The organism is Herbaspirillum rhizosphaerae, from assembly GCF_001189965.1.
Classification (GTDB): Bacteria; Pseudomonadota; Gammaproteobacteria; order Burkholderiales; family Burkholderiaceae_D; genus Herbaspirillum; species Herbaspirillum rhizosphaerae.
Genome location: NZ_LFLU01000002.1, coordinates 421,946 through 443,992 on the forward strand (window position 1 = coordinate 421,946; position 22,047 = coordinate 443,992).

A 22,047-nucleotide genomic window follows, 5' to 3' on the forward strand; every position below is an offset into this window, starting at 1 on the left:
CTGTCGTCGGCATGCTTGGCAAGAATATTGCAACAAAGATTTATTTGAATACAGGACACGCGTGTCCGCTTAGGAGAGAAAAATGGGTTCGTTCAGTATCTGGCATTGGTTGATCGTTCTGGTGATTGTGATGGTGGTGTTCGGCACCAAGAAACTGGGCAACATGGGTTCCGACCTCGGCAAGGCCGTCAAGGGTTTCAAGGATGGCGTCAAGGGCGAGGAAGAGAAGCCTGTCGCCAAGGACCAGACCACCATCGACGTGCAAGCCAAAGACAAAGAAAAATCCGGCAGCTAAGCATGCCGTCGACGCCCGCGTCGCCTTTCCAGGCGCGCGGGCTATCGTTGTTCCTGATGCCCCGGCGTTGCACTTGTTTTGTAGCGCTTTCGTTTCCAGGTCCGTGGCACTCACTTTCGCTTCTTTCAGCTACCACCCTCCGCAATGATTGATATCGGTCTTTCCAAGCTGGCTTTAATCGGCGTCGTCGCGCTGGTCGTGATCGGCCCTGAGCGTCTGCCCAAGGTCGCGCGTATGGCCGGCTCGCTGTTCGGCCGCGCGCAGCGTTACATCAACGAGGTCAAGACCGAGGTCAGCCGCGAAATCGAGCTGGAAGAGTTGCGCAAGATGCAAAAGGATGTCGAAGAAGCCGCAAGCGACGTCCACAGCAGCATTTCCAAGAGCGTCGCCGATGCCGAGAATTCCATCAACGACGCCTGGAACGACAGCAACTCGGGCAGCAGCACCAGTTGGAGCAGCACGCCGAGTCCGGAAGCGCTGACCATCAAGGCCAAGAACTTCCGCAAGAAAAAGCTGGCGCGCACCTCGGCCGTGCCGTCGTGGTACAAGAATCAGAGCGGCCGCCGCACCCGCGTCATTTCCGCAGCAGCGCGCGTGGCCAAATATCGTCCGATCGGCGCCGGCAAATCCGCCGGTTTCTTCTAATCCCGATGGACTTGTTTTCCATCCCACTCCTGCAGTAATTCCATGGCCGAAGAACAGAAAACGTCAGGTAGCGAAGATACCTTCATCTCGCATCTGATCGAATTGCGCAGCCGCGTGGTCAAGTCCTCGGCTGCGGTGCTCATCATCTTCCTGTGCATGATGCCGTGGGCCGCGCATATCTTCGATTTGCTCGCTGCACCGATGATCCACGCGCTGCCGGCCGGCAGCAAGATGATCGCGACCGGCGTGATCACGCCGTTCCTGATTCCGGTCAAGGTGACCATGCTGATGGCCTTCATCATCGCCTTGCCGTGGGTGCTGTACCAGATGTGGGCATTCGTCGCACCAGGTCTGTACACGCACGAGAAGCGCCTGGTGGCGCCGCTGGTGATTTCGTCGTCGATACTGTTCATCACCGGCGTGGCGTTCTGCTACTTCTTCGTGTTCGGCGTGGTGTTCCCGTTTATCAACAACTTCGCGCCGAAGTCGGTGTCGGTGGCGCCTGATATCGACAGCTACGTCGACTTTGTGCTGACCATGTTCCTGGCGTTCGGCATTACCTTCGAAGTGCCGATCATCGTGATCGTGCTGGTGCGCATGGGGCTGGTGCCGTTGGCCAAGCTCAAGCAGATCCGTCCTTACGTCGTGGTCGGCGCCTTCGTGGTCGCGGCGGTGGTGACGCCGCCGGACATCATGAGCCAGCTGATGCTGGCCGTGCCACTGTGCCTGCTGTATGAAGTCGGCCTGCTGGTGGCGCCGATTTTCGAGAAGGCGACACGGGCGCCGGAAGAGCGCGAAGACGCCGTAGGCGGCTGATCCGGGCTGCTATTCAAATAAAAAGGCCACTGCATGCAGCGGCCTTTTTTGTTGGTGCGGTGACACAGAAGTGAAGCGGAGGTTATTCAGCCACGATCAGCGGAATCTGGCGCAGCCAGTGCACCAACGGATAAGCATCCTTGAAGCCCGCCAGCACTTCCTTGCCGAGATCGGCCGGAATCTTCTTCTTGATGCTGCTTTCCTTCCAGACGATGAAGTTCTTCAGCTTGACGTATTCGATGTGCGGGCTGTCGGCGTCGAAACCCTTGGGCGGACGCGTCAGTTTGCCTTCTTCCTGCAAGCCGCCGTAACCGTCCTTGATCGACTTGGTCTTGATCACCTTGCTGAAACCGGCGGCATCAGAGATCACCGTCTGGCGGATGGCGCGCAAGCGATCCGAGGGCGGCATGTATTCGCCTCCGGCGATCAGCAGCTGGCCGTCGGCATCGATATGGAAGTAATAAGCAGGGCCGCCGCCCGAGCTTGGCTTCTTCAGGCCGCTGGCAGTCAGCGACGCCGAGAAATGCGTCTTGTAGGGGCTCTTGTCGTGCGAGAAGCGCATGTCGCGGTTGATGCGGAACAGCGCCTTCTTCGGATTGCAGCTGGCGATGATGGGATCGAACTTGCTGATATCGGCGATCAGTTGAGTCACCAATTCCAGGAACTCCGCGCGCAGGATGTCGTAGCGCGGCTTGTTCATGACAAACCAGGCGCGGTTGTTGTTCTCCGACAGTTCGGCGAGATATTGAGTCAGATCACGGATGTGCATACGCTTGCTTTCTTGTTCCTGTTCGTTATGTCGGCTGGTTTATTCGCGCTCTTCGCGCTTCGGCGGCGGACGTTTGCCGACGACGATTTCCAGCGTGGTTTCCTGCGCTTTGCGCAGCACGGTCATCTTGGCTTTGGCTCCCGGCGTCAGCTGCGCGATCAGGTTCAGCATCTCGGTGGTGTCGCTGACCGGTTTGCCTTCCACGCTGATGAGGATGTCGCCCGGTTTCATGCCGGCCTTGTCGGCGGGGCCGTTCTTGAGCACGCCGGCGATGATGGCGCCGGTCTTCTTGGTCAGGCCGAAGCTTTCCGCCAGCTCAGGCGTGATGTCTTGCGGCTCGACGCCGATCCAGCCGCGTACCACCTGACCATGGCCGATGATGGCTTCCATGACGGTTTTGGCGGTCGAGACGGGGATGGCGAAGCCGATGCCGAGGTTGCCGCCGGTGCGCGAATAGATCGCGGTGTTGATGCCCAGCAGATTGCCGTTGGTGTCGACCAGCGCGCCGCCGGAGTTGCCCGGGTTGATCGCTGCATCGGTCTGGATGAAGTTCTCGAAGGTGTTGATGCCGAGGTGATTGCGGCCCAGCGCCGAGATGATGCCCATGGTGACGGTCTGGCCCACGCCGAACGGATTGCCGATGGCCAGCACGATGTCGCCGACGGTGGCTTGCTCGACATGCGCCAGCGTGATGGCAGGCAGGTTCGGCAGGTCGATCTTGATCACGGCGAGGTCGGTTTCCGGATCGGTGCCGACCACCTTGGCGGAGGCCTTGCGGCCGTCGGCCAGCGCGACTTCGATTTCGTCGGCGGCTTCGACCACGTGATTGTTGGTCAGGATGTAGCCTTGCGGACTGACGATGACGCCGGAGCCGAGGCTGGATTGCTTGTCGTCTTGCTGATCCTCGAACTGGTCGCCGAAGAATTTCTTGAAGAACGGATCATCCATGAACGGATTTTTTTGCGGCCGCGCCTCGGTCGTGGTGAAGATGTTCACCACCGACGGCATCGCCTGGCGCGCGGCATCGCGATACGAATTGGGCGTCGGCGCACCGGGGGCGGCTTCCTGCATCTGGACCGAGGAAGCGGCGGGGCGGACGCGGGAACTCAGGGTTCCGCTGGCCCAATCCGGCTTCAAGGTAGCTACAATGAACCAAACCGCCAAACCGACAGTTACGGTTTGCGCAAACAACAGCCAAAAACGTCGCATATTGAAATAAAAATGAGGATGAAAGATGACCCTGCGCACAGCAAATAGGGATGAACTTGCCAAATACTTAGCGCAAACGCTGAATATCGCACAATACCGCGATTATTGCCCAAATGGGCTACAGGTGGAAGGGCGCGCCGAGATCGGCCTGGTCGTCAGCGGCGTGACGGCGAGCCAGGCGCTGATCGAAGCGGCGATAGACTTGAAGGCGGACGCCATCCTGGTCCATCACGGCTATTTCTGGCGCGGCGAGGATGCACGCGTGGTCGGCACCCGGCAAAAGCGGCTCAAGGCGCTGCTGACGCATGACATCAATCTGTTCGCTTATCACTTGCCGCTTGATGGGCATCCCGAGCTTGGCAACAATGCGCAACTGGCGCGGCAACTGAGCCTGGTCGGCGAGGAGCGCTTCTGCGACGACAAGCTGGGCTGGCTGGGCAGCGTGCAGGCCGACGCCAACGTCGCCACTGTGGGCGATCTGGCGCGCCTGATCGAGCGCCGCCTGGGGCGCACGCCTTTGCTGATCGGCGACGCGGACCAGCCCATCGGCAAGGTCGGCTGGTGCACCGGCGGCGCGCAAGGCTTTCTCGGCGACGCGATTGCGGCCGGCGCATCGGTCTACGTCAGCGGCGAGATCTCGGAGCAGACCGTGCATCTGGCGCGTGAAACCGGCGTGGCCTATATCGCCGCCGGACACCATGCGACGGAGCGCTATGGTGTGCAGGCGCTGGGTGCGCATATCGCAGACCAGTTCGGCATTCGCCATCAGTTTGTCGATATCGACAATCCGGCTTGATGTCGTCAATGCTGTCGTCCATTCGCTAGGTAAGCGCAGAAATAAAAAAGCCCGCATCGAGCGGGCTTTTTGTCTGCGACATGCTTATTTCTTGAGCGAATCGCGAATTTCACGCAGCAGCACGATATCTTCCGACGGTGCGGCGGGAGCAGCAGGCGCGTCTTCTTTCTGATGCGTGGCCAGGTCGCGCGCCTTGTTGATCATGCGCACCATCTGGAAGATGATGAAAGCCAGGATCAGGAAGTTGATCAGAATGGTCAGGAAATTGCCGTAGGCAAACACGGCGCCGGCTTTTTTCGCCTCGATCAGCGTCAATTGCGCGCCCTGGCCGTTGAGCGGCAGGTAATAGTTGGCGAAATCCAGCCCGCCAAAGATCTTTCCGACCACCGGCATGATGATATCCTGCACCAGCGATTCGACGATTTTGCCAAAGGCGCCGCCGATAATCACACCGACGGCGAGGTCGACAACGTTGCCCTTGAGCGCGAAAGTACGAAATTCTTGCATCATGCCCATCTTTTTCTCCTATAAATTGTTGCAAAACGACGCAGTCGGTTATATCGTGCTTCGATTAAAAAGTAAATTGCTGGCAATTCATTGCACAATACAAAAAACTGAGACATCCATGGAAGTACTTGAATTATTAAAAAAGTTCCATTAATCGCATTTCACGAATTGTTATTCGCTTTAAAAGGCACTTCGGGTTAGTTATAATCTAAGGTTGCTGGAAGTTCCGTTGAGTTTTCGTATTTTCACTAATTGGGGTTGGTATGAGTAACGAAAAACAGGTCGACTCCAGTCGGCGGGGTTTGCTCGTCGCGACTTGCGCGGCGGGTGGCGTGGCAGGACTGGCTACAGCAGGAGCATTTGTTTCAACTTTTCAACCATCGGAACGCGCCAAGGCAGCAGGCGCACCGGTCGAAGTGGATATCTCCACTCTGGCGCCGGGCGAGATGAAGACCGTGGAATGGCGCGGCAAGCCGGTATGGATCCTCAAGCGCACCCCGGAAATGGTGGATTCGCTGAAAAAGGTCGATGCACAGGTCGCCGATCCGCAATCCAAACGCACTGAATTTTCCACCACCCCCGAATACGCACTGAACGAATGGCGTTCGATCAAGAAGGACGTCCTGGTCGTCGTGGGCATCTGCCCGCACCTGGGATGCTCGCCGAGCTCCAAGTTCCAGACCGGCGCGCAGCCGTCGCTGCCGGACGACTGGCAGGGCGGTTTCCTCTGCCCGTGCCACGGTTCGACGTTCGACCTGGCGGGCCGGGTCTACAAAAACAAACCGTCCCCAGACAACCTCCAGGTTCCACGGTACATGTTTGAAGGTGACACGAAACTGGTCATCGGCAAAGATGAGAAAGGCGAGGCGTAATCATGGCTGCATTCCAAGAAAAACAATTGCCCAAAGACGCACCGGTAGCCGCAAAAGCATTGAACTGGGTTGACGCCCGTTTCCCTCTGACTTCCACTTGGAAAGCCCATCTTTCCGAGTACTACGCTCCCAAGAATTTCAACTTCTGGTACGCCTTCGGTTCGCTGGCGCTGCTGGTGCTGGTCATTCAGATCGTGACCGGGATTTTCCTGGTGATGCACTACAAGCCGGACGCCAACCTGGCGTTCGCTTCGGTCGAATACATCATGCGCGACGTCCCCTGGGGCTGGCTGGTGCGTTACATGCACTCCACCGGCGCGTCGGCGTTCTTCATCGTGGTCTACCTGCACATGGTGCGCGGCCTGCTGTACGGCTCGTATCGCAAGCCGCGCGAGCTGGTCTGGCTGTTCGGCGTCGCCATCTTCCTGTGCCTGATGGGCGAGGCCTTCATGGGCTACCTGCTGCCATGGGGCCAGATGTCGTATTGGGGCGCACAGGTGATCGTCAACCTGTTCGGCGCGATTCCTTTCATCGGTCCTGACCTGTCGCTGTGGATTCGCGGCGACTACGTGGTCTCCGACGCCACGCTGAACCGCTTCTTCTCGTTCCACGTGATCGCGATTCCATTGGTGCTGATCGGCCTGGTGGTGGCGCACATCATCGCGCTGCACGAAGTCGGCTCCAACAATCCCGACGGCGTCGAGATCAAGGAAAAGCTCGATGAAAAAGGCGTACCGCTGGACGGCGTGCCGTTCCATCCTTACTACTCCGTGCATGACGTGATGGCGGTGGCCGTATTCCTGATCGTATTCACCGCCGTCGTGTTCTTCGCGCCGGAAATGGGTGGCTACTTCCTCGAGTACAACAACTTCATCCCGGCCGATTCGCTCAAGACGCCGCCGCACATCGCCCCGGTCTGGTACTTCACGCCGTTCTACTCGATCCTGCGTGCCACGACCTCGGACTTCATGGTCTACCTGATGGCCGGCATCGCTGCCTACGTGGCGCTGCTGCTGGTGAAATCCAACCGCAACGCGATCTTCAAGATCGCCGCGATTGTCATCGGCGTAGCCATCATTGTCGGCATGGCGGTCTTCGACGCCAAATTCTTCGGCGTGGTGCTGATGGGCGTATCGGTCATGATCCTCGGCGGCCTGCCTTGGCTGGACCATTCGAAGGTGAAGTCGATCCGCTATCGCCCGAGCTGGCACAAGTACATCTACATCGCCTTCGCCATTGCCTTCCTGGTGCTGGGCTACCTCGGCGTCAAGCCGCCGGGCGTGTGGGGCGCGTTGCGTGCGGGCGACCACGTCATCCTGAGCGACATTGCCCAGACCGTAAGTCAAGTATGTACGTTCATTTACTTCGGTTTCTTCTTGCTGATGCCATGGTGGAGTGCTGCAGGACAGTTCAAGCAAGTTCCTGACCGCGTTACTTATCATCCGCACTAAGCCAGCCCAGAGGATAAAAATGACATTGCTGAAAAGACTGATCTCGACTCTCGTGCTGTTGCCTGCGCTGGCTTACGCCAACGAAGGCGGATATCCGCTGGATACGGCGCCGGACCGCACTACCGATGTGTCGGCCCTGCAAAATGGCGCCAAGCTGTTCGTCAACTATTGTTTGAATTGCCACTCGGCATCATCCATGCGTTACAACCGCCTGCGCGACATCGGTTTGTCGGAAGATCAAATCAAAAACAACCTGCTGTTCACCGGCGAAAAAGTCGGCGATCTGATGAAAAACACCATGCTGCCGCAAGATGCCAAGGCATGGTTCGGTGCGGTTCCGCCGGATTTGTCCGTGATCGCCCGCGCCAAAGCGTCTGAAGCCGGCAGCGGCCCGGACTGGATCTACACCTATCTGCGTACTTACTACAAGGACGACAGCCGTCCGACCGGCTGGAATAACATGGTTTTCCCTAACGTCGGCATGCCGCACGTGTTGTGGGAATTGCAAGGAATTCGCGCGCCAAAGTATGCTGAAGAGAAAGATTCGCACGAAGAAGGCAAGACCATTCACAAATTTGTGGGTTTTGAACAGTTGAAACCGGGCAAGATGACTGCTGTGGAATACGACAATGCGGTCGCTGATTTGGTCGGATACTTGCAATGGATGGGTGAACCCGCGCAAAATACGCGTAAGCGCCTCGGCGTCTGGGTTTTACTGTTCCTGGGTTGCTTCCTTGTGTTGGCATGGCGTCTGAACGCCTCCTTCTGGAAAGAAGTAAAGTAGAACCTGTTCAAAGTCTTTCGCAGCAAGGCTTGCGGCAGGTTCTGGCAGTGAAGTAAGTTTATTGTGTCCGCGCAGTCTGCGGACGTACGTATCGGGGTGAGACGTACAGCGTCTCGCCCCTTTGTTTCTAAGGCACTACAAAAATGATGGTTCTCTACTCGGGCACAACCTGCCCATTCTCGCAACGTTGCCGCCTCGTTCTGTTCGAAAAGGGCATGGACTTTGAAATCCGCGACGTTGACCTGTTCAACAAGCCAGAAGATATTTCGGTCATGAATCCCTACGGTCAGGTGCCTATCCTGGTCGAACGCGATCTGGTTCTGTACGAATCCAACATCATCAACGAATACATCGACGAACGCTTCCCGCATCCGCAACTGATGCCGGCAGATCCGCTGATGCGCGCGCGTGCACGCCTCATGCTGTTCAATTTCGAAAAGGAATTGTTCATCCACGTGCACACCCTGGAAAACGAAAAGACCAAGGCAGCAGAAAAAGCCCACGAAAAGGCCCGCGCAGAAATTCGCGATCGCCTGACCACGCTGGCGCCGCTGTTCCTGAAGAACAAGTACATGCTCGGCGACGAGTTCTCCATGCTCGACGTCGCGCTGGCGCCGTTGCTCTGGCGTCTCGACCACTACGGCATCGAACTGTCGAAGACGGCAGCGCCGCTGATGAAATACGCTGAGCGTATTTTCTCGCGTCCTGCCTACATCGAAGCACTGACACCTTCCGAAAAGGTCATGCGTCGTTAAGCTTCGCGCTGCATTTTGTATTATCCTGTCTCGCCGGTTGATCCATTTCAATAGGACAATCGGCGAACGCATTTATGATTGCAGCTTTCAGGATTGCCGCTTTATTGCGCAGCAGTCTGTTTTTCCGGATCGGTTTTTGTCATGCCAGAAGTATCTACCAAACCTTATCTCCTGCGCGCCATCTACGAATGGTGCACAGACAACGGCTATACGCCGCACATCGCGGTGGTGGTGGATGCGCGGACACGCGTGCCCATGCAGTTCGTCAAGAACGGCGAGATCGTCCTCAACATCAGCTTCGAAGCCACCAGCGGCCTCAAGATGGACAACGACGTCATCGGCTTCAGCGCGCGCTTCGGCGGCGTCTCGCGCGACATCTCGGTCCCGGTCGAAAACGTCATCGCCATTTACGCCCGTGAGAACGGACAAGGCATGGCCTTCGAAGCGCCGGCCGTGCTCGCCGTCGGCGAACACGTCGACGATGAACCGCAAGCAGCACCGACGCAGACTTTGGGCCTTGCGTCCGTTCCCGCATCGGAAAAGGTCGAGTCCAGCAGTGAAGAAAACCACGATAATGAGCCGGAACCACCAAAAAAAGGTGGAAGGCCTGTACTAACCAGAATTAAATAGGCTATAATCTCGTTCTCAGTTTTGCTGGCTTAGCTCATCTGGTAGAGCACCTGACTTGTAATCAGGGGGTGGCGGGTTCAAGTCCTGCAGCCAGCACCAGGTTTCAAAGAAAAAGGCTCACCGTTCGGTGGGCCTTTTTCTTTTGCTCTGCGGTTTCCGCTGCCCTTGGATTCGGGATGCGATATCTTCATCCAAAGGCACAAACTTCTGGGCTATCAGCAAATAAAAAAGCCGGCGAGAGCCGGCTTTTTGTTGGTTTGTCGCTACCGCATGGATACCTCGCTGCGCGTGCGCATAGCGCGCAACCCTTGCCGCGCTTACTTGCCCTCGGACTTGACCGCTCTGCCGGTATAACTGAGCTTGCGCAGTTCCGGCTCGGCCATGGACTCGTCCATCAGGATGAACGACACGCTCCCGGGCATGATGCCCATCAGGGCGATGTTTACTTCGGTCCGGATATATTTCACTTCGCCGGAGAACAGGCTGAAGTCCAGCGCCGTTGCGACTGAGGTGGATGCTTTGGCCTGGTAGGCGCCGGCCGGGCGGTCGACGAAGAAGAAGCCGCGTGCCCGCGACCGGCCTACGACCTGGTTGTTGAGCTGGATTTCCGGCTGGACGGGCGAGCCGAAGAAGGCCGAGGAGCGCAGGAAATAAATACGGCCATAACCAGGCTTGAGAGCCGGCATGGCGACCTCTATGTCGTTACCTGTCGGACCGGAGGCGCAACCGGCCAGGACTGCAGCCAGCATCCCAAGGGCCAGCAACAGGCGAATCGTTTTCATCACGGTTTTCTTTCTTGTCGTCGCTTGATTGAATTGGCGGAGAGGCATGCGCCAGACATTGAACGCGCGTGGAGATCCCCCTCGCACGCATTTCAGTAGCCGGTCCTGGCCATGCCTCTTCCACATCCGTCCGTTCCCGGCCCCCAATTTCGGCCCCGCAAACGGACAACATGTAAATATTAGCAAACAAAGCTGACGGACAGTGGAAAGAGCGGTGAATCGTGCCCTGAGAGATACGTCCTATATCGAGGCCAGAGAAATCAGCGCTTGTTGTCTGGCGCTGTCGACGTCCCAGGCCGGAATCCATAACCTGGCGTAGGCCTCGGCATCAGGCCCGCATGGCGCGTCGTCACGCCGGGCATTCACAACGTCTGCCATGGCGGCGGCTACCTGTTGTGCAACGCGCGGTCCCAGCAAGGGATCCCGGAGCAGCGTCTCAAGCTGCTGCAGCAAGGCGATGGCCGGACTGACTGGCGAATTCATGGCAGGTCTCCCAGGCACGCGAGTGCGGATATACCAGGCTTGAACGGACAAGGTCCATCGGGAAGGTTCCCGATGGACGACAGGTACTGCGCATTCACTGCAAACGGTCTACGCGCTGCACATGACGGCGGTGACGGCAGTGAAGGCGCGAGGGCGCGAAGATCAGCCGTTGCGGAAGATGAAGCTGTAGGCATTGAGCGCAGGCGCGCCGCCCAGATGCGCGTACAGCACCTTGGAGCCTTCCGGAAATTCGCCGAGACGCACCTTCTCGATCATGCCGTGCATCGACTTGCCCTCGTACACCGGATCGGTCAGGATGCCTTCGGTGCGCGCACAAAGGCGAATCGCCTCCAGCGTGCCTTCGTTCGGCAAACCGTATTCCGGGCCGCCGAAGCGCGTGTCGAGCACCACGTCTTTTTCGGTGATGTCGTAATTCAGCTCCACCAGGCCGGCGGTATTCTTGGCGATGCGCAGGATCTGGTCGAAGGTCTGTTGCGGTTTGGCGGACGCATCGATGCCGATCACGCGGTCGGCGCGGCCGTCGGCGGCGAAGCCCACCACCATGCCTGCCTGCGTGCTGCCGGTCACGGCGCAGGTGACGATGTAATCGAACTTGAAGCCGAGTTCCGCTTCCTGCTGGCGCACTTCTTCGGCAAAGGCGACGAAGCCCAGCCCGCCCTTCGGATGTTCCGAGCAGCCGGCCGGAATCGGATACGGTTTGCCGCCGCTCCGGCGCACGCTCTCCATCGCTTCTTCCCAACTCTTGCGAATCCCGATGTCGAAGCCGGCTGCATCCAGGCGCACGTCGGCGCCCATGATGCGCGACATTTCGATATTGCCGACGCGGTCGTACACGGCGTCGGAATAGTTCACCCAGTTCTCCTGCACCAGCACGCACTTCAGGCCGAGATGCGCTGCCACCGCCGCCACTTGGCGCGTCTGGTTCGACTGGATGCCGCCGATCGACACCAGCGTGTCGTAGCCGCCTTCCAGCGCTTCGGGGATCAGATACTCCAGCTTGCGCGTCTTGTTGCCGCCGAAGGCCAGGCCGCTGTTGCAGTCTTCGCGCTTCATGTAGAGATCGACCTTGCCGCCGAGATGCGCGCTCAGGCGCTTGAGCGGTTGAATCGGCGTCGGGCCGAAGGTCAGCGGATAGCGGGGGAATTTTTTCAGATTCATGCGGGATGCTCCTGGAGTGTGAAGGGATATCCACGCATCGGCACTGGCGAACAGGGACGGCATGGACTGCTCCTCCGATATCGGTGTGATGTGCGATGACGTGTTGTGTAGCGATGTGCGCTGGATTTCATTGTAGGAATGAATGCACGCATCAGGGTTGCGAACTTGCGCTACTATTTGATGAGTAATACTTCAATAATCAATTTATGTTTATTTTTATTTTGAAAAATAAAATATGAAAGCAACAAAATTGCGTAGCAAGAGCGCCGAAACAGCATCCTTCAACGACACCCTCGATCGCACCGACCGTGCCATCCTCAAACTGCTGCAGCGCGACGCTTCGATTTCCAACGTGGCGCTGGCGGCCAAGGTCAATCTCAGCGCGCCGGCCTGCCTGCGCCGGGTGGAGCGTCTCAAGGAGATGGGATTGATCAAGGGCATCGTGGCGCTGCTCAATCCGCGTGCGCTGGATGCCGGCACGCTGGTGATGATCGGCGTGGTGCTGGATCGCTCCACGCCGGAGTCGTTCACCGCCTTTGAGAAAGCGGTGCAGAAAGTGTCAGGCTGTCTGGAATGCCACGTCGTCACCGGCGAGTTCGACTACTTCATGCTGGTGCGCACCAAGGACAACGACAGCTTCAACCGCCTGCATGCCGAGCAGCTGCTGTATCTGCCCGGCGTGCGCCAGGTGCGCACCTTTATGGTGATCAAGGAAGTGCTGTCGACCACGCAGCTGCATCTCTGATGTTCATCTGTAGCGTGCTCAGATGTCCTTGTTCAGCTCGCCCAGCAGATAGTCGAGGAAAATTTCCACGATGCGTGGCAAGGTGCGGCCGGACAGCGTCTGCACCTCAACGTAGCGTCCGTCGAGCGCGCGGTCGCGAATCGGCACCATCGTGAACTCGCCCTTGGCGATGCGGTAGCGCACCGTCACCTCGCCGGTGATCGACAAGGCGTCGCCCTCCAGCAGATAGTTATGCAGCGTCTGGATGTAATTGCTGGTGAGGACAGGCTCGAACACCAGTTGCTGGCGGCTGCACGCCAGGTCGAACAATTGCCGCAGCGTCGTATCGGGATCGGGCAACGCCAGCGGGTAAGGGCGCAGCTGCGACAGCGTCACGCTCTTGAACTTGCTCAGCGGATGGCCGTTGCGCATCAGCAGCAGTACCGGCGCCGGTTGCTGGTGCACGATCTTGATGTCCGGCTCGGGCAGGCGGTTGAAAGTCACGCCGATGTCGGCATTGCCGTCGCGCACCTGGCGCGAGACCATGGTCGGCGGCCCCACATACACCTGAAACTGGATCGCCGGATACTTTTGCTGGAAGCTGCGGATCAGCCGCGGCATGAAGTCGATCCCGAATCCCTCCGACGCCGCTACCCGGATGCGCCCGCTGCGCAAGCCCTTCAGCGCCAGCAGGTCGGCCACCACGCGATCCGCTTCCAGCGTCACCTTCTGCGCATGCGCGGCCAGCATTTCTCCGCCCGCGCTCAGCACCATGCCGCGCGGCCGGCGCTCGAACAGGACGGTGTCGAGCAATTCCTCCAGGCTGCTGATCTGGCGGCTGATCGCCGAGCTGGCGACATTCAGGCGCTGCGACGCTTCCGCGATCGAGCCGCAACGCACCACTTCGAGGAAATAGCGCAGCGCAGTGTCTTGCAGGTATTGAGATTTCATGTCGGCCTTTGCAAACGCGATGCGGATGTCATCGCCACCTTTCACAAGTAAGCAAAAAGCCTGCCTTCTCATTTCGGCAACGCAGGCTTAGGAATTCTCTAATTGTTGCAGCGCCTCATTCAACCTAGTATCCAATTCATGTCGATTGCATGCCGTTGTTTTTTCAAACAATTCTGAATGGAAGGTCGGGAATGAACGCGAAAAAGAATGTGGTCAAGGGATCCGGAACTGCGTGGGTACGTCATACATTGCTGCTGGCGGGGGCTGCAGCGACGTTGTCGATGTCCGCATCGGCGCTGGCCGGCAAGGCCAACGACACGCTGGTCTACGCCTCCGACAGCGAGGTCGAAAACATCAGCCAGTATCACAACAACCTGCGCGAAGGCGTCATCCTGGCCCACCTGATCTGGGACACATTGATCTACCGCGACCCCAAGACCGGCGACTACAAGCCGCAGCTGGCGACCGCCTGGAAGTGGGAATCGCCGACCGCGCTGGTGGTGGATCTGCGCCAGGGCGTGCAATTCCAGAACGGCGACAAGTTCAGCGCCGACGACGTTGTGTTCACCTTCAACTACGCCGTCTCCAATGAATCCAAAGCCGTCACGCGCCAGAACACCGACTGGATCAAGGACGTCGAAAAGCTCGGCGACTACAAGGTGCGCATCAATCTGAAACGTCCTTTCCCGGCGGCGCTGGAATATCTCGCCGGCCCGTTGCCGATTTATCCCGGCGTCTATTTCAAGAAGCTCGGCCTGGAAGGATTCAGCAAGGCGCCGATCGGCACCGGCCCCTACAAAGCCACCAGCGTGACGCCGGGGCAGGGCGTGATGCTGGTCAAGAATCCGAACTACTTCAAGGAAAGCCCGCAAGGCCAGCCCAAGATCGGCAACATCAAGTTCGTCGTGATTCCCGATCCCGAGACGCGTTCGGCACAACTGATGACCGGCGCCGTCGACTGGATCTGGCGCGTGCCGGCTGACCAGGCAGAGTCGCTCAAGACCACGCCCAAGATCACCGTGCAAAGCGGCGAAACCATGCGCGTCGGTTTCCTCACCATCGACGCCACCGGCACCTCGGCGCCGAACTCGCCGTTCAAGGATCTGCGCGTGCGCCAGGCGGTCAACTACGCGATCAACCGCAAGGGCATCGCCGACAATCTGGTGCGCGGCGGCAGCCAGCCGGTCTACACCGCCTGCTTCCGCACCCAGTTCGGCTGCGACGCCAAGGCCGTCATCAACTACGACTACAACCCCGCCAAGGCCAAGGAGTTGCTGGCCGCAGCAGGTTATCCGAACGGCTTCGACACCGAGATCTACGCTTACCGCGAGCGCGAATTTGCCGAAGCCATCATCGGCGACTTGCACAAGGTCGGCATCCGTGCGCGTCTGCACTACATGAAGTTCGCCGCCTTGCTGACGGAATACCGCAGCGGCAAGACGCCGTTGACCTTCCAGACCTGGGCCTCGTTCTCGATCAACGACGCATCGGCGTTCACCGGCGTCTACTTCAAGGGCAGCGCGGACGACATCACCAAGGATCCGCAACTGCGCCAATGGCTGGAAACCGCCGACAACTCGGTCGACCCGGCCGTACGCAAGACCAACTACTCGAAGTCGCTGGAATCGATTTCCAAACAGGCTTTCATGGCGCCGATGTTCTCTTACTCGACCTTCTACGCCTACAACTCGCAGCTGAAGTTCCAGGGATATCCAGACGAACTGCCGCGTTTCTATGAAGCGAGCTGGAAGTAATTGAGAGGCAAGCATTAACGTTGAAATGCGCGGCGGAGATCGCTGCAACAAATCTCCGTCGCGCCAGATACCCGGTTCTTGTGCAGCACCGTATCCAAGCCTTAGCCAACTGTGATGAAGGACAGTCGCCATGCTGATCTATATTTTGCGTCGTTTCGGTATCGCCCTGTGCGTTGCCGTGACGGTGTCCATCGTCAGTTTTTCGTTGCTGCACATGTCGGGCGACCTGGCCACGGCGATCGCCGGACCTGAAGCCAGCGCCACGCAGGTGGAAGCCATCCGCGTGCAGTTCGGTCTCGACCGGCCGATGATGTCGCAGTACTTCGACTGGCTCGGCAACGCCGTGCATCTGGACTTCGGCAAGTCCTTCTACTTCCAGGGACCGGTCATGGAGATGGTGGCCGAGCGCCTGCCGATCACCATGAAGCTGGGCGGCATCGCCTTGCTGCTGGCAGTCTCGGTCGCCATTCCGCTGGGCGTATTGGCGGCGATCTACCGCGACACCTGGCTGGACCGCGTCGCACTGCTCATCGCGGTGGTGGGACAGGCCATGCCCAGCTTCTGGTTCGGCCTCAGCCTCATCCTGATTTTCTCCGTGACCTTGCACTGGCTGCCGGTCGCCGGTAACGAAGGCTGGGAGAATTTCGTCCTGCCAGCGATTGCCCTCGGTTATTACGCCATGCCCGCGATGATGCGCCTGACACGCGCCGGCATGCTCGAAGTACTTGGCTCCGATTACATCCGCACGGCGCGCGCCAAGGGCCTCAGCAAAGGCAAGGTCATCTTCAAGCATGCGCTGCGCAATGCGGTGATTCCGGTCGTCGCGCTCGCTGCGGTCGAACTGGGCTTCATGCTCGGCGGCTCGGTGGTGATCGAATCGGTGTATTCCATGCAAGGCCTCGGCCAGCTCGCCTGGGACGCCATCTCGCGCAACGACTACCCGGTGGTGCAAGCGGTGGTGCTGATCATCGCCATGTTTTATATCGGCCTGACTTTCCTGGCCGACGTCATCAACGCGCTGCTCGATCCGCGCATCCGCACCCGCTGAGGAATAGCCATGACGACGATTTCAACTTCTTCCATGCCGACCAGTCCAGCAAACCAAGCAGGCGGCTTTCTGCAAACCGCGCTCAAGCCGGTGCCGCTGTGGCGGCGCAAGCTCAACCGTATGCTCGGCCATCGCGGCCTGGTGCTGGGTGCAGCCATCCTGGCGGTCATCGTGCTGGCGGCATTGTTCGCACCCTTGCTGGCGCCGCACGATCCGTTTGAGCAGAACGTTTCGCAACGTCTGATCCCGCCGATCTGGAACGCGCTCGGCAGCTGGGACCACGTACTCGGCACCGACAAGCTCGGCCGCGATTACCTGAGCCGCCTGATCTACGGCGCGCGCGTCTCGCTCATCATCGGCTGCGCCGCGGCGCTGATCTCCGGCGTGATCGGCACCACGCTGGGCGTGCTGGCCGGTTACTTCGGCGGCCGCGTCGACGCCCTGATCAGCTACATCATCACTACGCGGCTGTCGATGCCGGTGGTGCTGGTTGCGCTGGCGATGGCCTCGCTGGTCGGCGGTTCGCTGAAGGTCGTGATCATCCTTCTCGGCCTGCTGCTGTGGGACCGCTTCGCCGTGGTCACGCGTTCGGCCACGCAGCAGCTGCGCGACGCCGAATTCATCGCCGCCGCCAAAGCCATCGGCGCATCGACGCCCTACATTCTGGTGCGCGAGATTCTGCCCAACATCATGAGCGCGCTGATCGTCGTCATCACGCTGGAAATGGCGCATGCGATCTTGCTGGAAGCAACGCTGTCCTTCCTCGGACTCGGCGTGCAGCCGCCGACGCCGTCGTGGGGATTGATGGTCTCCGAAGGCAAGTCCTACATGTTCTTCAAGCCCTGGGTCATCGTCATTCCAGGTGTGGCGCTGGCGGTCCTGGTGCTGGCGATCAATCTGGTCGGCGACGGGCTGCGCGACGTCAATGCGCCCGACGGCCGCAACTAAAAGGGGACGATGATGAGCGTCTTACTCGATGTAAAAAATCTGCGCGTCGATCTGCCGACCGAAAACGGCATGCTGCACGCCGTGCGCGGCATCGACTTCCAGGTCAAACGCGGCGAGATGCTGTGTCTGGTCGGCGAATCCGGTTGCGGCAAGTCGATGACTTCGCTGGCGCTGATGGGACTGCTGCCGCGCAAGGCCATCTGCACCGCCGATCGCATGGCATTCGACGGCGTCGAGTTGCTCGGCCTGCCGGACAAGAAACTGAATCAACTGCGCGGCCAGCGCATGTCGATGATTTTTCAGGAGCCGATGACCTCGCTCAATCCGGCCTACACGCTGGGCAACCAGCTGTGCGAAGCCATGCTGGAAAAGCCCGGCGTCACCCGCGCCGAAGCCCGCGAGCGCGCCATCTATCTCTTGCATCGCACCGGCATCAGCAATGCCGAAGACCGTCTGCGCCAGTATCCGCACCAGCTTTCCGGCGGCTTGCGCCAGCGCGTGATGATCGCCATGGCGCTGATGTGCGGTCCCGACCTGATCATCGCGGACGAGCCGACGACCGCCCTGGACGTCACCATACAGGCGCAAATCCTGCGCATGATCCGCGAGCTGCAGCGTGAGTTCGGCACTGCGGTGGTCTTCATCACCCACGATCTGGGCGTGGTGTCGCGCATCGCCGATCGCGTCGCCGTGATGTATGCCGGGCAGGTGGTGGAAACCACCGACGTCGCGCAACTGTTCGCCTCTCCTCAACATCCCTATACGAGTGGCCTGCTCAACTGCATTCCCGTGCGCGGCAAGACGCTGCCGGGCAGCAAGCTGCAAGCCATTCCCGGCGTGGTGCCGAGCCTGGTCGGCAACGTCAGCGGCTGCGTGTTCCGTAATCGTTGTTCATTGGCGGATGTCACCTGCGAGCAGGATCCGCCTATGGTCAACACCTCCGCCGGCGACAGGATTCACTATGCCCGCTGCCACAAGGTGACGGCGGCAGATGCGGCACAACTGAGCGAGGTGGCGGCATGAATATGACAGACTTGGTGCAAGCCGAAACATCGATCAGCACTACTGCCGACATCGCACTGGAACTATGCGCACTGAGCAAGGTGTATGCGCTCAAGCGCGGCATGTTCAAGGCGCCCGGCGAGATCAAGGCGGTCAATGATGTCTCCTTGCGTCTGTATCGCGGCGAGACGCTGGGCCTGGTCGGCGAGTCCGGCTGCGGCAAGAGCACACTGGCCAAGATGCTGCTGGGTTTGCTGGAGCCGACTGCCGGCAACGTCCTGATCAACGGCCAGGAAGTCGACCCGACGCTGCGCAAGGATAACGCGCGCCACATCCAGCCGATTTTTCAGGATCCGTATTCTTCGCTCAACCCGCGCAAGACCGTTGCTGAAATCGTCGGCCTGCCGCTCAGGCTGCATCGCATCGGCACTTCCGCCGAGCAGCAGAAATCGGTGCGCAAGATCCTCGATCTGGTCGGCATGCCGGAGCGCACCTATGCCCAGTATCCGAACCAGCTGTCCGGCGGCCAGCGCCAGCGCGTGGCGATTGCGCGCGCGCTGATCCTGCAGCCCGATATCCTGATCTGCGACGAGCCGACCTCGGCGCTGGATGTTTCGGTGCAGGCGCAAATCCTGAATCTGCTGCTGGATCTCAAAGCCGAATTCGGTCTCACCTATCTCTTCATCAGCCACGACCTCGGCGTGGTCGAACATCTGGTCGATCGCGTCGCCGTCATGCACAAGGGCAGCATCGTCGAGCTGGAAGCGCGCGAAAAGATTTTCTCCGATGCGCAGCATCCCTACACGCGCATGCTGCTGGCGTCGGCGCTGACGCCCGAGCCGGGGCTGGGTATTCCGGAGCTGGCCGTGAGCGGATAGCACGGACCGGCTGCGCCGCATCCATCGCAAGCAAGAAAAACATGTCGACGCGACAGCTGCTGTCGCGTCGATTTCAAGAATGATCGATTGACTATAAACCGAGGAGAAGCAACATGAGCAGAGCACAAGCCATCGCGCAGGTCAGCGCCTATTTCGACGACGGCCGTTTCATGACGGCCCTGCAGAAACGCGTCGCCATCCGCACCGAGAGCCAGGAAGCCGCCAGCCGGCCGATTCTGTACGACTACCTGCTGCAGGAGATTCAGCCCGAGCTGCAAGGCCTCGGCTTCACCTGCGAAGTGATCGACAATCCGCTGCCGGGCGGCACGCCCTTCCTGCTGGCCGAGCGTCTGGAAGCCGATGCCGCCTTTACCCTGCTGACCTACGGCCACGGCGACGTCGTGCGCGGTTACGACAAGCAATGGCGCGAAGGCTTGAAGCCGTGGGAAATCGTGGTCGAAGGCGACCGCTGGTACGGCCGCGGCATCGCCGACAATAAGGCGCAGCACACCATCAACTTTGCCGCGCTGACCGAAGTGCTCAAGCTGCGCGGCGGCAAGCTCGGATACAACGTCAAGGTCATCCTGGAAATGGGCGAAGAAGCCGGTTCGCCGGGACTCAAGGAAATCGCAGAGAAGTATGCAGAGAAACTGAAGTCCGATCTCTTCATCGCCTCCGACGGCCCGCGCGTCAACGCGCCGACGCCGACCATGTTTCTCGGCTCGCGCGGCGGCTGCAATTTCGACCTGCGCGTCAACTCGCGCGACGGCGGCCATCACTCCGGCAACTGGGGCGGCCTGCTGCGCAATCCCGGCGTGCGCCTGGCCAATGCCATCGCGTGCCTGGTCGACGGCAAGGGCCGCATCCGCGTGCCCAGCCTGTTGCCGGACGCCTTGCCGCAGAGCGTGCGCAATGCCTTGCGCGATGTGGAAGTCGGCGGCGGTCCCAACGATCCGGAAGTCGACGCCGATTGGGGCGAGCCTGGCCTGACGCCGGCCGAGCGCGTGTTCGGCTGGAACACGCTGGAAGTGCTGGCCTTCAAGACCGGCAATCCGGAAGCGCCGGTCAATGCGATTCCCGGCCACGCGTCGGCGCATTGCCAGATCCGTTTCGTGGTCGGCAGCGACGACAAGAATTTCATCGCCAACATGCGCGCGCATCTCGACGCGCACGGCTACACCGACGTCGACGTCACGCTGTCCGGCATCCAGTTCACCGCCACGCGCCTGAATCCCGATGACGAATGGGTGCGCTGGGGTCTGGCCTCGATGCAGCAAACCAGCGGCAAGCAGCCGACGCTGTTGCCCAATCTGGGCGGCTCGCTGCCCAACGATGTGTTCTCCGATGTGCTCGGCCTGCCCACGCTGTGGGTGCCGCACTCATATCCGGCCTGCTCGCAGCATGCGCCCAACGAGCATATACTTGCCAGCGTATCGCGCGAGTCGTTGCAAGTCATGGCCGGCCTGTTCTGGGATTTGTCGGAGCAAGGCGAGCAAGTGCTGGCGCGCAGGACGGACAACAAAGTAGCAGCCTGAAAACGATTTCCGGAGTCAATACATGAGCACAGAGTTTTGCCAGATCGCCGATCTGGACGACGTCAAGGATGAACTGGTCGGCATCCGCCGCCACATCCACCAGCATCCCGAATTGTCGTATGAAGAAGTCGACACCGCCGCGCTGGTGGCGGCGCGCCTAGAAGGCTGGGGCTATACCGTCACGCGCAACATCGGCGGCAACGGCCTGGTCGCCACCTTGCGCGCCGGCAGCAGCACGCGCAGCATCGGCGTGCGCGCCGACATGGATGCGCTGCCGATCAACGAGATGACCGGCCTGTCTTACGCCAGCGAACGTCAGGGCAAGATGCACGCTTGCGGCCACGACGGCCACACCGCGATGCTGCTTGGCGCTGCACTACAGCTGTCGCGCACGCGTCGTTTCAACGGCATCGTCAACCTGATCTTTCAACCGGCGGAAGAGGCAGGCTTCAACAGCGGCGCCGAACAGATGATCAAGGACGGTTTGTTCGAGCGCTTTCCCTGCGACGCGATCTTCGGCATGCACAATCATCCGGGCGTGGAAACCGGCATCTTCATGTTCCGCGTCGGCCCGTTCATGGCGGCCTGCGACACGGTCAAGATCAAGATCCTCGGCAAGGGCAGCCACGCCGCGCGTCCGCATCAGTCCATCGATCCGTTGGTCACCGCCAGTAGCCTGGTGATGGCCTTGCAGACCGTGGTGTCGCGCAATATCGATCCGATGGAAGCTGCGGTGGTGACGGTCGGTTCGCTGCACGCCGGCCATGCGGCCAACGTGATTCCGGAACACGCAACGATGGAGCTGAGCGTGCGCTCCTTCAAGCAAGAGGTGCGCGAGTTGCTGGAACAACGCATCCGCGCGCTGGTGCAGTCGCATGTCGAAGGTTACGGCGCCAGGGCGGAAGTCGAGTACATCCGCGGCTATCCGGTGCTGGTCAATTCGGAAGCGGAAACCGAGTTCGCAAAACAGATCGCGGTGGAGCTGGTGGGTGAGGACAAGATCATTCCATCGTTCGCGCCGATTGCCGGCAGTGAAGATTTCGCCTACTTTCTGCAGCAGCGCCCGGGTTGCTTCCTGCGTGTCGGCAACGGCGCAGGCAAGCCGATGCTGCACAATTCACTCTACGACTTCAACGACGACAATGTGACGGTAGGCGCTGCTTACTGGACGCGTCTGGTGGAACGCTTCCTGCAAGCGTAATCTGCAGTTCAGATGGCGTCAGGGCCGGTCTGT

24 protein-coding genes and 1 tRNA gene are annotated in these 22,047 nt (G+C 59.8%); 18 read left to right on the forward strand and 7 right to left on the reverse strand.

The annotated features are described in order from the left end of the window. The first annotated feature begins 82 nt into the window (after nucleotides 1-82). The 3 genes from tatA to tatC all read left to right on the forward strand — a co-directional run bounded on the left by tatA (nucleotide 83) and on the right by tatC (nucleotide 1,756). A complete protein-coding gene (gene tatA / locus AKL25_RS04750; protein ID WP_007879646.1) occupies nucleotides 83-295 on the forward strand; it encodes a Sec-independent protein translocase subunit TatA in 213 nt (70 codons plus the stop codon). 144 nt (nucleotides 296-439) lie between these two features. Beyond that, complete coding sequence (gene tatB, locus AKL25_RS04755) at nucleotides 440-940, forward strand: Sec-independent protein translocase protein TatB (protein WP_050476477.1); 501 nt, start codon at nucleotides 440-442, stop codon at nucleotides 938-940. Nucleotides 941-982: 42 nt separating this feature from the next. Beyond that, nucleotides 983-1,756 (forward strand): twin-arginine translocase subunit TatC, encoded by a 774-nt coding sequence (gene tatC, locus AKL25_RS04760; RefSeq protein WP_050476478.1) that lies wholly within the window; start codon nucleotides 983-985, stop codon nucleotides 1,754-1,756. An 82-nt stretch (nucleotides 1,757-1,838) separates the two neighbouring features. Here the strand turns inward: tatC and AKL25_RS04765 are convergent, their stop codons facing one another. Continuing rightward, entirely contained in the window at nucleotides 1,839-2,525 is a 687-nt protein-coding gene (locus AKL25_RS04765) for a DUF2461 domain-containing protein (RefSeq protein ID WP_050476479.1), read from the reverse strand. Nucleotides 2,526-2,564: 39 nt separating this feature from the next. Then, nucleotides 2,565-3,734 carry a Do family serine endopeptidase gene (locus tag AKL25_RS04770; protein ID WP_050476480.1) on the reverse strand — a complete coding sequence of 390 codons (1,170 nt, stop codon included), beginning with the start codon at nucleotides 3,732-3,734 and terminating at the stop codon, nucleotides 2,565-2,567. 25 nt (nucleotides 3,735-3,759) lie between these two features. Between AKL25_RS04770 and AKL25_RS04775 the strand changes: the two genes are divergently transcribed. Beyond that, entirely contained in the window at nucleotides 3,760-4,530 is a 771-nt protein-coding gene (locus tag AKL25_RS04775; protein ID WP_050476481.1) for a Nif3-like dinuclear metal center hexameric protein, read from the forward strand. Nucleotides 4,531-4,614: 84 nt separating this feature from the next. On the opposite strand, the gene mscL is transcribed toward AKL25_RS04775, so the two are convergent. Further along, nucleotides 4,615-5,046, reverse strand: coding sequence for a large conductance mechanosensitive channel protein MscL (gene mscL, locus AKL25_RS04780; protein WP_050476482.1), 432 nt, complete (start codon nucleotides 5,044-5,046; stop codon nucleotides 4,615-4,617). Nucleotides 5,047-5,300: 254 nt separating this feature from the next. On the opposite strand from mscL, the gene petA reads away from it, so the two are divergent. The 6 genes from petA (at nucleotide 5,301) to AKL25_RS04810 (ending at nucleotide 9,628) form a co-directional block, all read left to right on the forward strand. Then, nucleotides 5,301-5,909 carry a ubiquinol-cytochrome c reductase iron-sulfur subunit gene (petA, locus tag AKL25_RS04785; RefSeq protein WP_050476483.1) on the forward strand — a complete coding sequence of 203 codons (609 nt, stop codon included), beginning with the start codon at nucleotides 5,301-5,303 and terminating at the stop codon, nucleotides 5,907-5,909. Between the two features lie 2 nt (nucleotides 5,910-5,911). Beyond that, nucleotides 5,912-7,360 carry a cytochrome b gene (locus AKL25_RS04790; protein ID WP_050476484.1) on the forward strand — a complete coding sequence of 483 codons (1,449 nt, stop codon included), beginning with the start codon at nucleotides 5,912-5,914 and terminating at the stop codon, nucleotides 7,358-7,360. A gap of 19 nt (nucleotides 7,361-7,379) precedes the next feature. Continuing rightward, nucleotides 7,380-8,144: a cytochrome c1 gene (locus AKL25_RS04795; protein ID WP_050476485.1), complete on the forward strand. Its 765-nt coding sequence runs from the start codon at nucleotides 7,380-7,382 to the stop codon at nucleotides 8,142-8,144. Between the two features lie 143 nt (nucleotides 8,145-8,287). Next, complete coding sequence (locus tag AKL25_RS04800; RefSeq protein ID WP_007879667.1) at nucleotides 8,288-8,899, forward strand: glutathione S-transferase N-terminal domain-containing protein; 612 nt, start codon at nucleotides 8,288-8,290, stop codon at nucleotides 8,897-8,899. A gap of 141 nt (nucleotides 8,900-9,040) precedes the next feature. Next, the gene (locus AKL25_RS04805) at nucleotides 9,041-9,529 is read left to right on the forward strand and encodes a ClpXP protease specificity-enhancing factor (protein WP_050476486.1); all 489 of its coding nucleotides are present in this window, start codon (nucleotides 9,041-9,043) and stop codon (nucleotides 9,527-9,529) included. Between the two features lie 23 nt (nucleotides 9,530-9,552). Continuing rightward, a tRNA-Thr gene (locus AKL25_RS04810) sits at nucleotides 9,553-9,628 on the forward strand. A 218-nt stretch (nucleotides 9,629-9,846) separates the two neighbouring features. On the opposite strand, the gene AKL25_RS04815 is transcribed toward AKL25_RS04810, so the two are convergent. The 3 genes from AKL25_RS04815 to AKL25_RS04825 form a co-directional block, all read right to left on the reverse strand. Next, nucleotides 9,847-10,311, reverse strand: coding sequence for a DUF2846 domain-containing protein (locus AKL25_RS04815; RefSeq protein WP_050476487.1), 465 nt, complete (start codon nucleotides 10,309-10,311; stop codon nucleotides 9,847-9,849). 240 nt (nucleotides 10,312-10,551) lie between these two features. Beyond that, nucleotides 10,552-10,794 (reverse strand): hypothetical protein, encoded by a 243-nt coding sequence (locus AKL25_RS04820; protein ID WP_050476488.1) that lies wholly within the window; start codon nucleotides 10,792-10,794, stop codon nucleotides 10,552-10,554. A gap of 162 nt (nucleotides 10,795-10,956) precedes the next feature. Continuing rightward, nucleotides 10,957-11,973, reverse strand: coding sequence for a 1-aminocyclopropane-1-carboxylate deaminase (locus AKL25_RS04825; protein ID WP_050476489.1), 1,017 nt, complete (start codon nucleotides 11,971-11,973; stop codon nucleotides 10,957-10,959). A gap of 235 nt (nucleotides 11,974-12,208) precedes the next feature. Between AKL25_RS04825 and AKL25_RS04830 the strand changes: the two genes are divergently transcribed. Then, nucleotides 12,209-12,718 carry an Lrp/AsnC family transcriptional regulator gene (locus AKL25_RS04830; protein ID WP_050476490.1) on the forward strand — a complete coding sequence of 170 codons (510 nt, stop codon included), beginning with the start codon at nucleotides 12,209-12,211 and terminating at the stop codon, nucleotides 12,716-12,718. A gap of 18 nt (nucleotides 12,719-12,736) precedes the next feature. Here the strand turns inward: AKL25_RS04830 and AKL25_RS04835 are convergent, their stop codons facing one another. Continuing rightward, nucleotides 12,737-13,648: a LysR family transcriptional regulator gene (locus tag AKL25_RS04835; RefSeq protein ID WP_050476634.1), complete on the reverse strand. Its 912-nt coding sequence runs from the start codon at nucleotides 13,646-13,648 to the stop codon at nucleotides 12,737-12,739. A gap of 191 nt (nucleotides 13,649-13,839) precedes the next feature. On the opposite strand from AKL25_RS04835, the gene AKL25_RS04840 reads away from it, so the two are divergent. The 7 genes from AKL25_RS04840 (at nucleotide 13,840) to AKL25_RS04870 (ending at nucleotide 22,014) form a co-directional block, all read left to right on the forward strand. Then, the gene (locus AKL25_RS04840; RefSeq protein WP_050476491.1) at nucleotides 13,840-15,402 is read left to right on the forward strand and encodes an ABC transporter substrate-binding protein; all 1,563 of its coding nucleotides are present in this window, start codon (nucleotides 13,840-13,842) and stop codon (nucleotides 15,400-15,402) included. Nucleotides 15,403-15,532: 130 nt separating this feature from the next. Beyond that, on the forward strand, nucleotides 15,533-16,450 hold the full coding sequence (locus AKL25_RS04845) for an ABC transporter permease (protein WP_050476492.1): 918 nt from the start codon (nucleotides 15,533-15,535) through the stop codon (nucleotides 16,448-16,450). 9 nt (nucleotides 16,451-16,459) lie between these two features. Next, nucleotides 16,460-17,398 (forward strand): ABC transporter permease, encoded by a 939-nt coding sequence (locus AKL25_RS04850; protein WP_050476493.1) that lies wholly within the window; start codon nucleotides 16,460-16,462, stop codon nucleotides 17,396-17,398. A 12-nt stretch (nucleotides 17,399-17,410) separates the two neighbouring features. Continuing rightward, a complete protein-coding gene (locus tag AKL25_RS04855) occupies nucleotides 17,411-18,421 on the forward strand; it encodes an ABC transporter ATP-binding protein (protein WP_050476635.1) in 1,011 nt (336 codons plus the stop codon). Next, complete coding sequence (locus tag AKL25_RS04860) at nucleotides 18,418-19,278, forward strand: ATP-binding cassette domain-containing protein (protein WP_050476494.1); 861 nt, start codon at nucleotides 18,418-18,420, stop codon at nucleotides 19,276-19,278. Before AKL25_RS04855 ends, AKL25_RS04860 begins: the two co-directional genes overlap by 4 nt. A gap of 113 nt (nucleotides 19,279-19,391) precedes the next feature. Continuing rightward, entirely contained in the window at nucleotides 19,392-20,813 is a 1,422-nt protein-coding gene (locus AKL25_RS04865; RefSeq protein WP_050476495.1) for a M20 family metallopeptidase, read from the forward strand. 22 nt (nucleotides 20,814-20,835) lie between these two features. Next, entirely contained in the window at nucleotides 20,836-22,014 is a 1,179-nt protein-coding gene (locus AKL25_RS04870) for a M20 aminoacylase family protein (RefSeq protein WP_050476496.1), read from the forward strand. Nucleotides 22,015-22,047 lie beyond the last annotated feature (33 nt).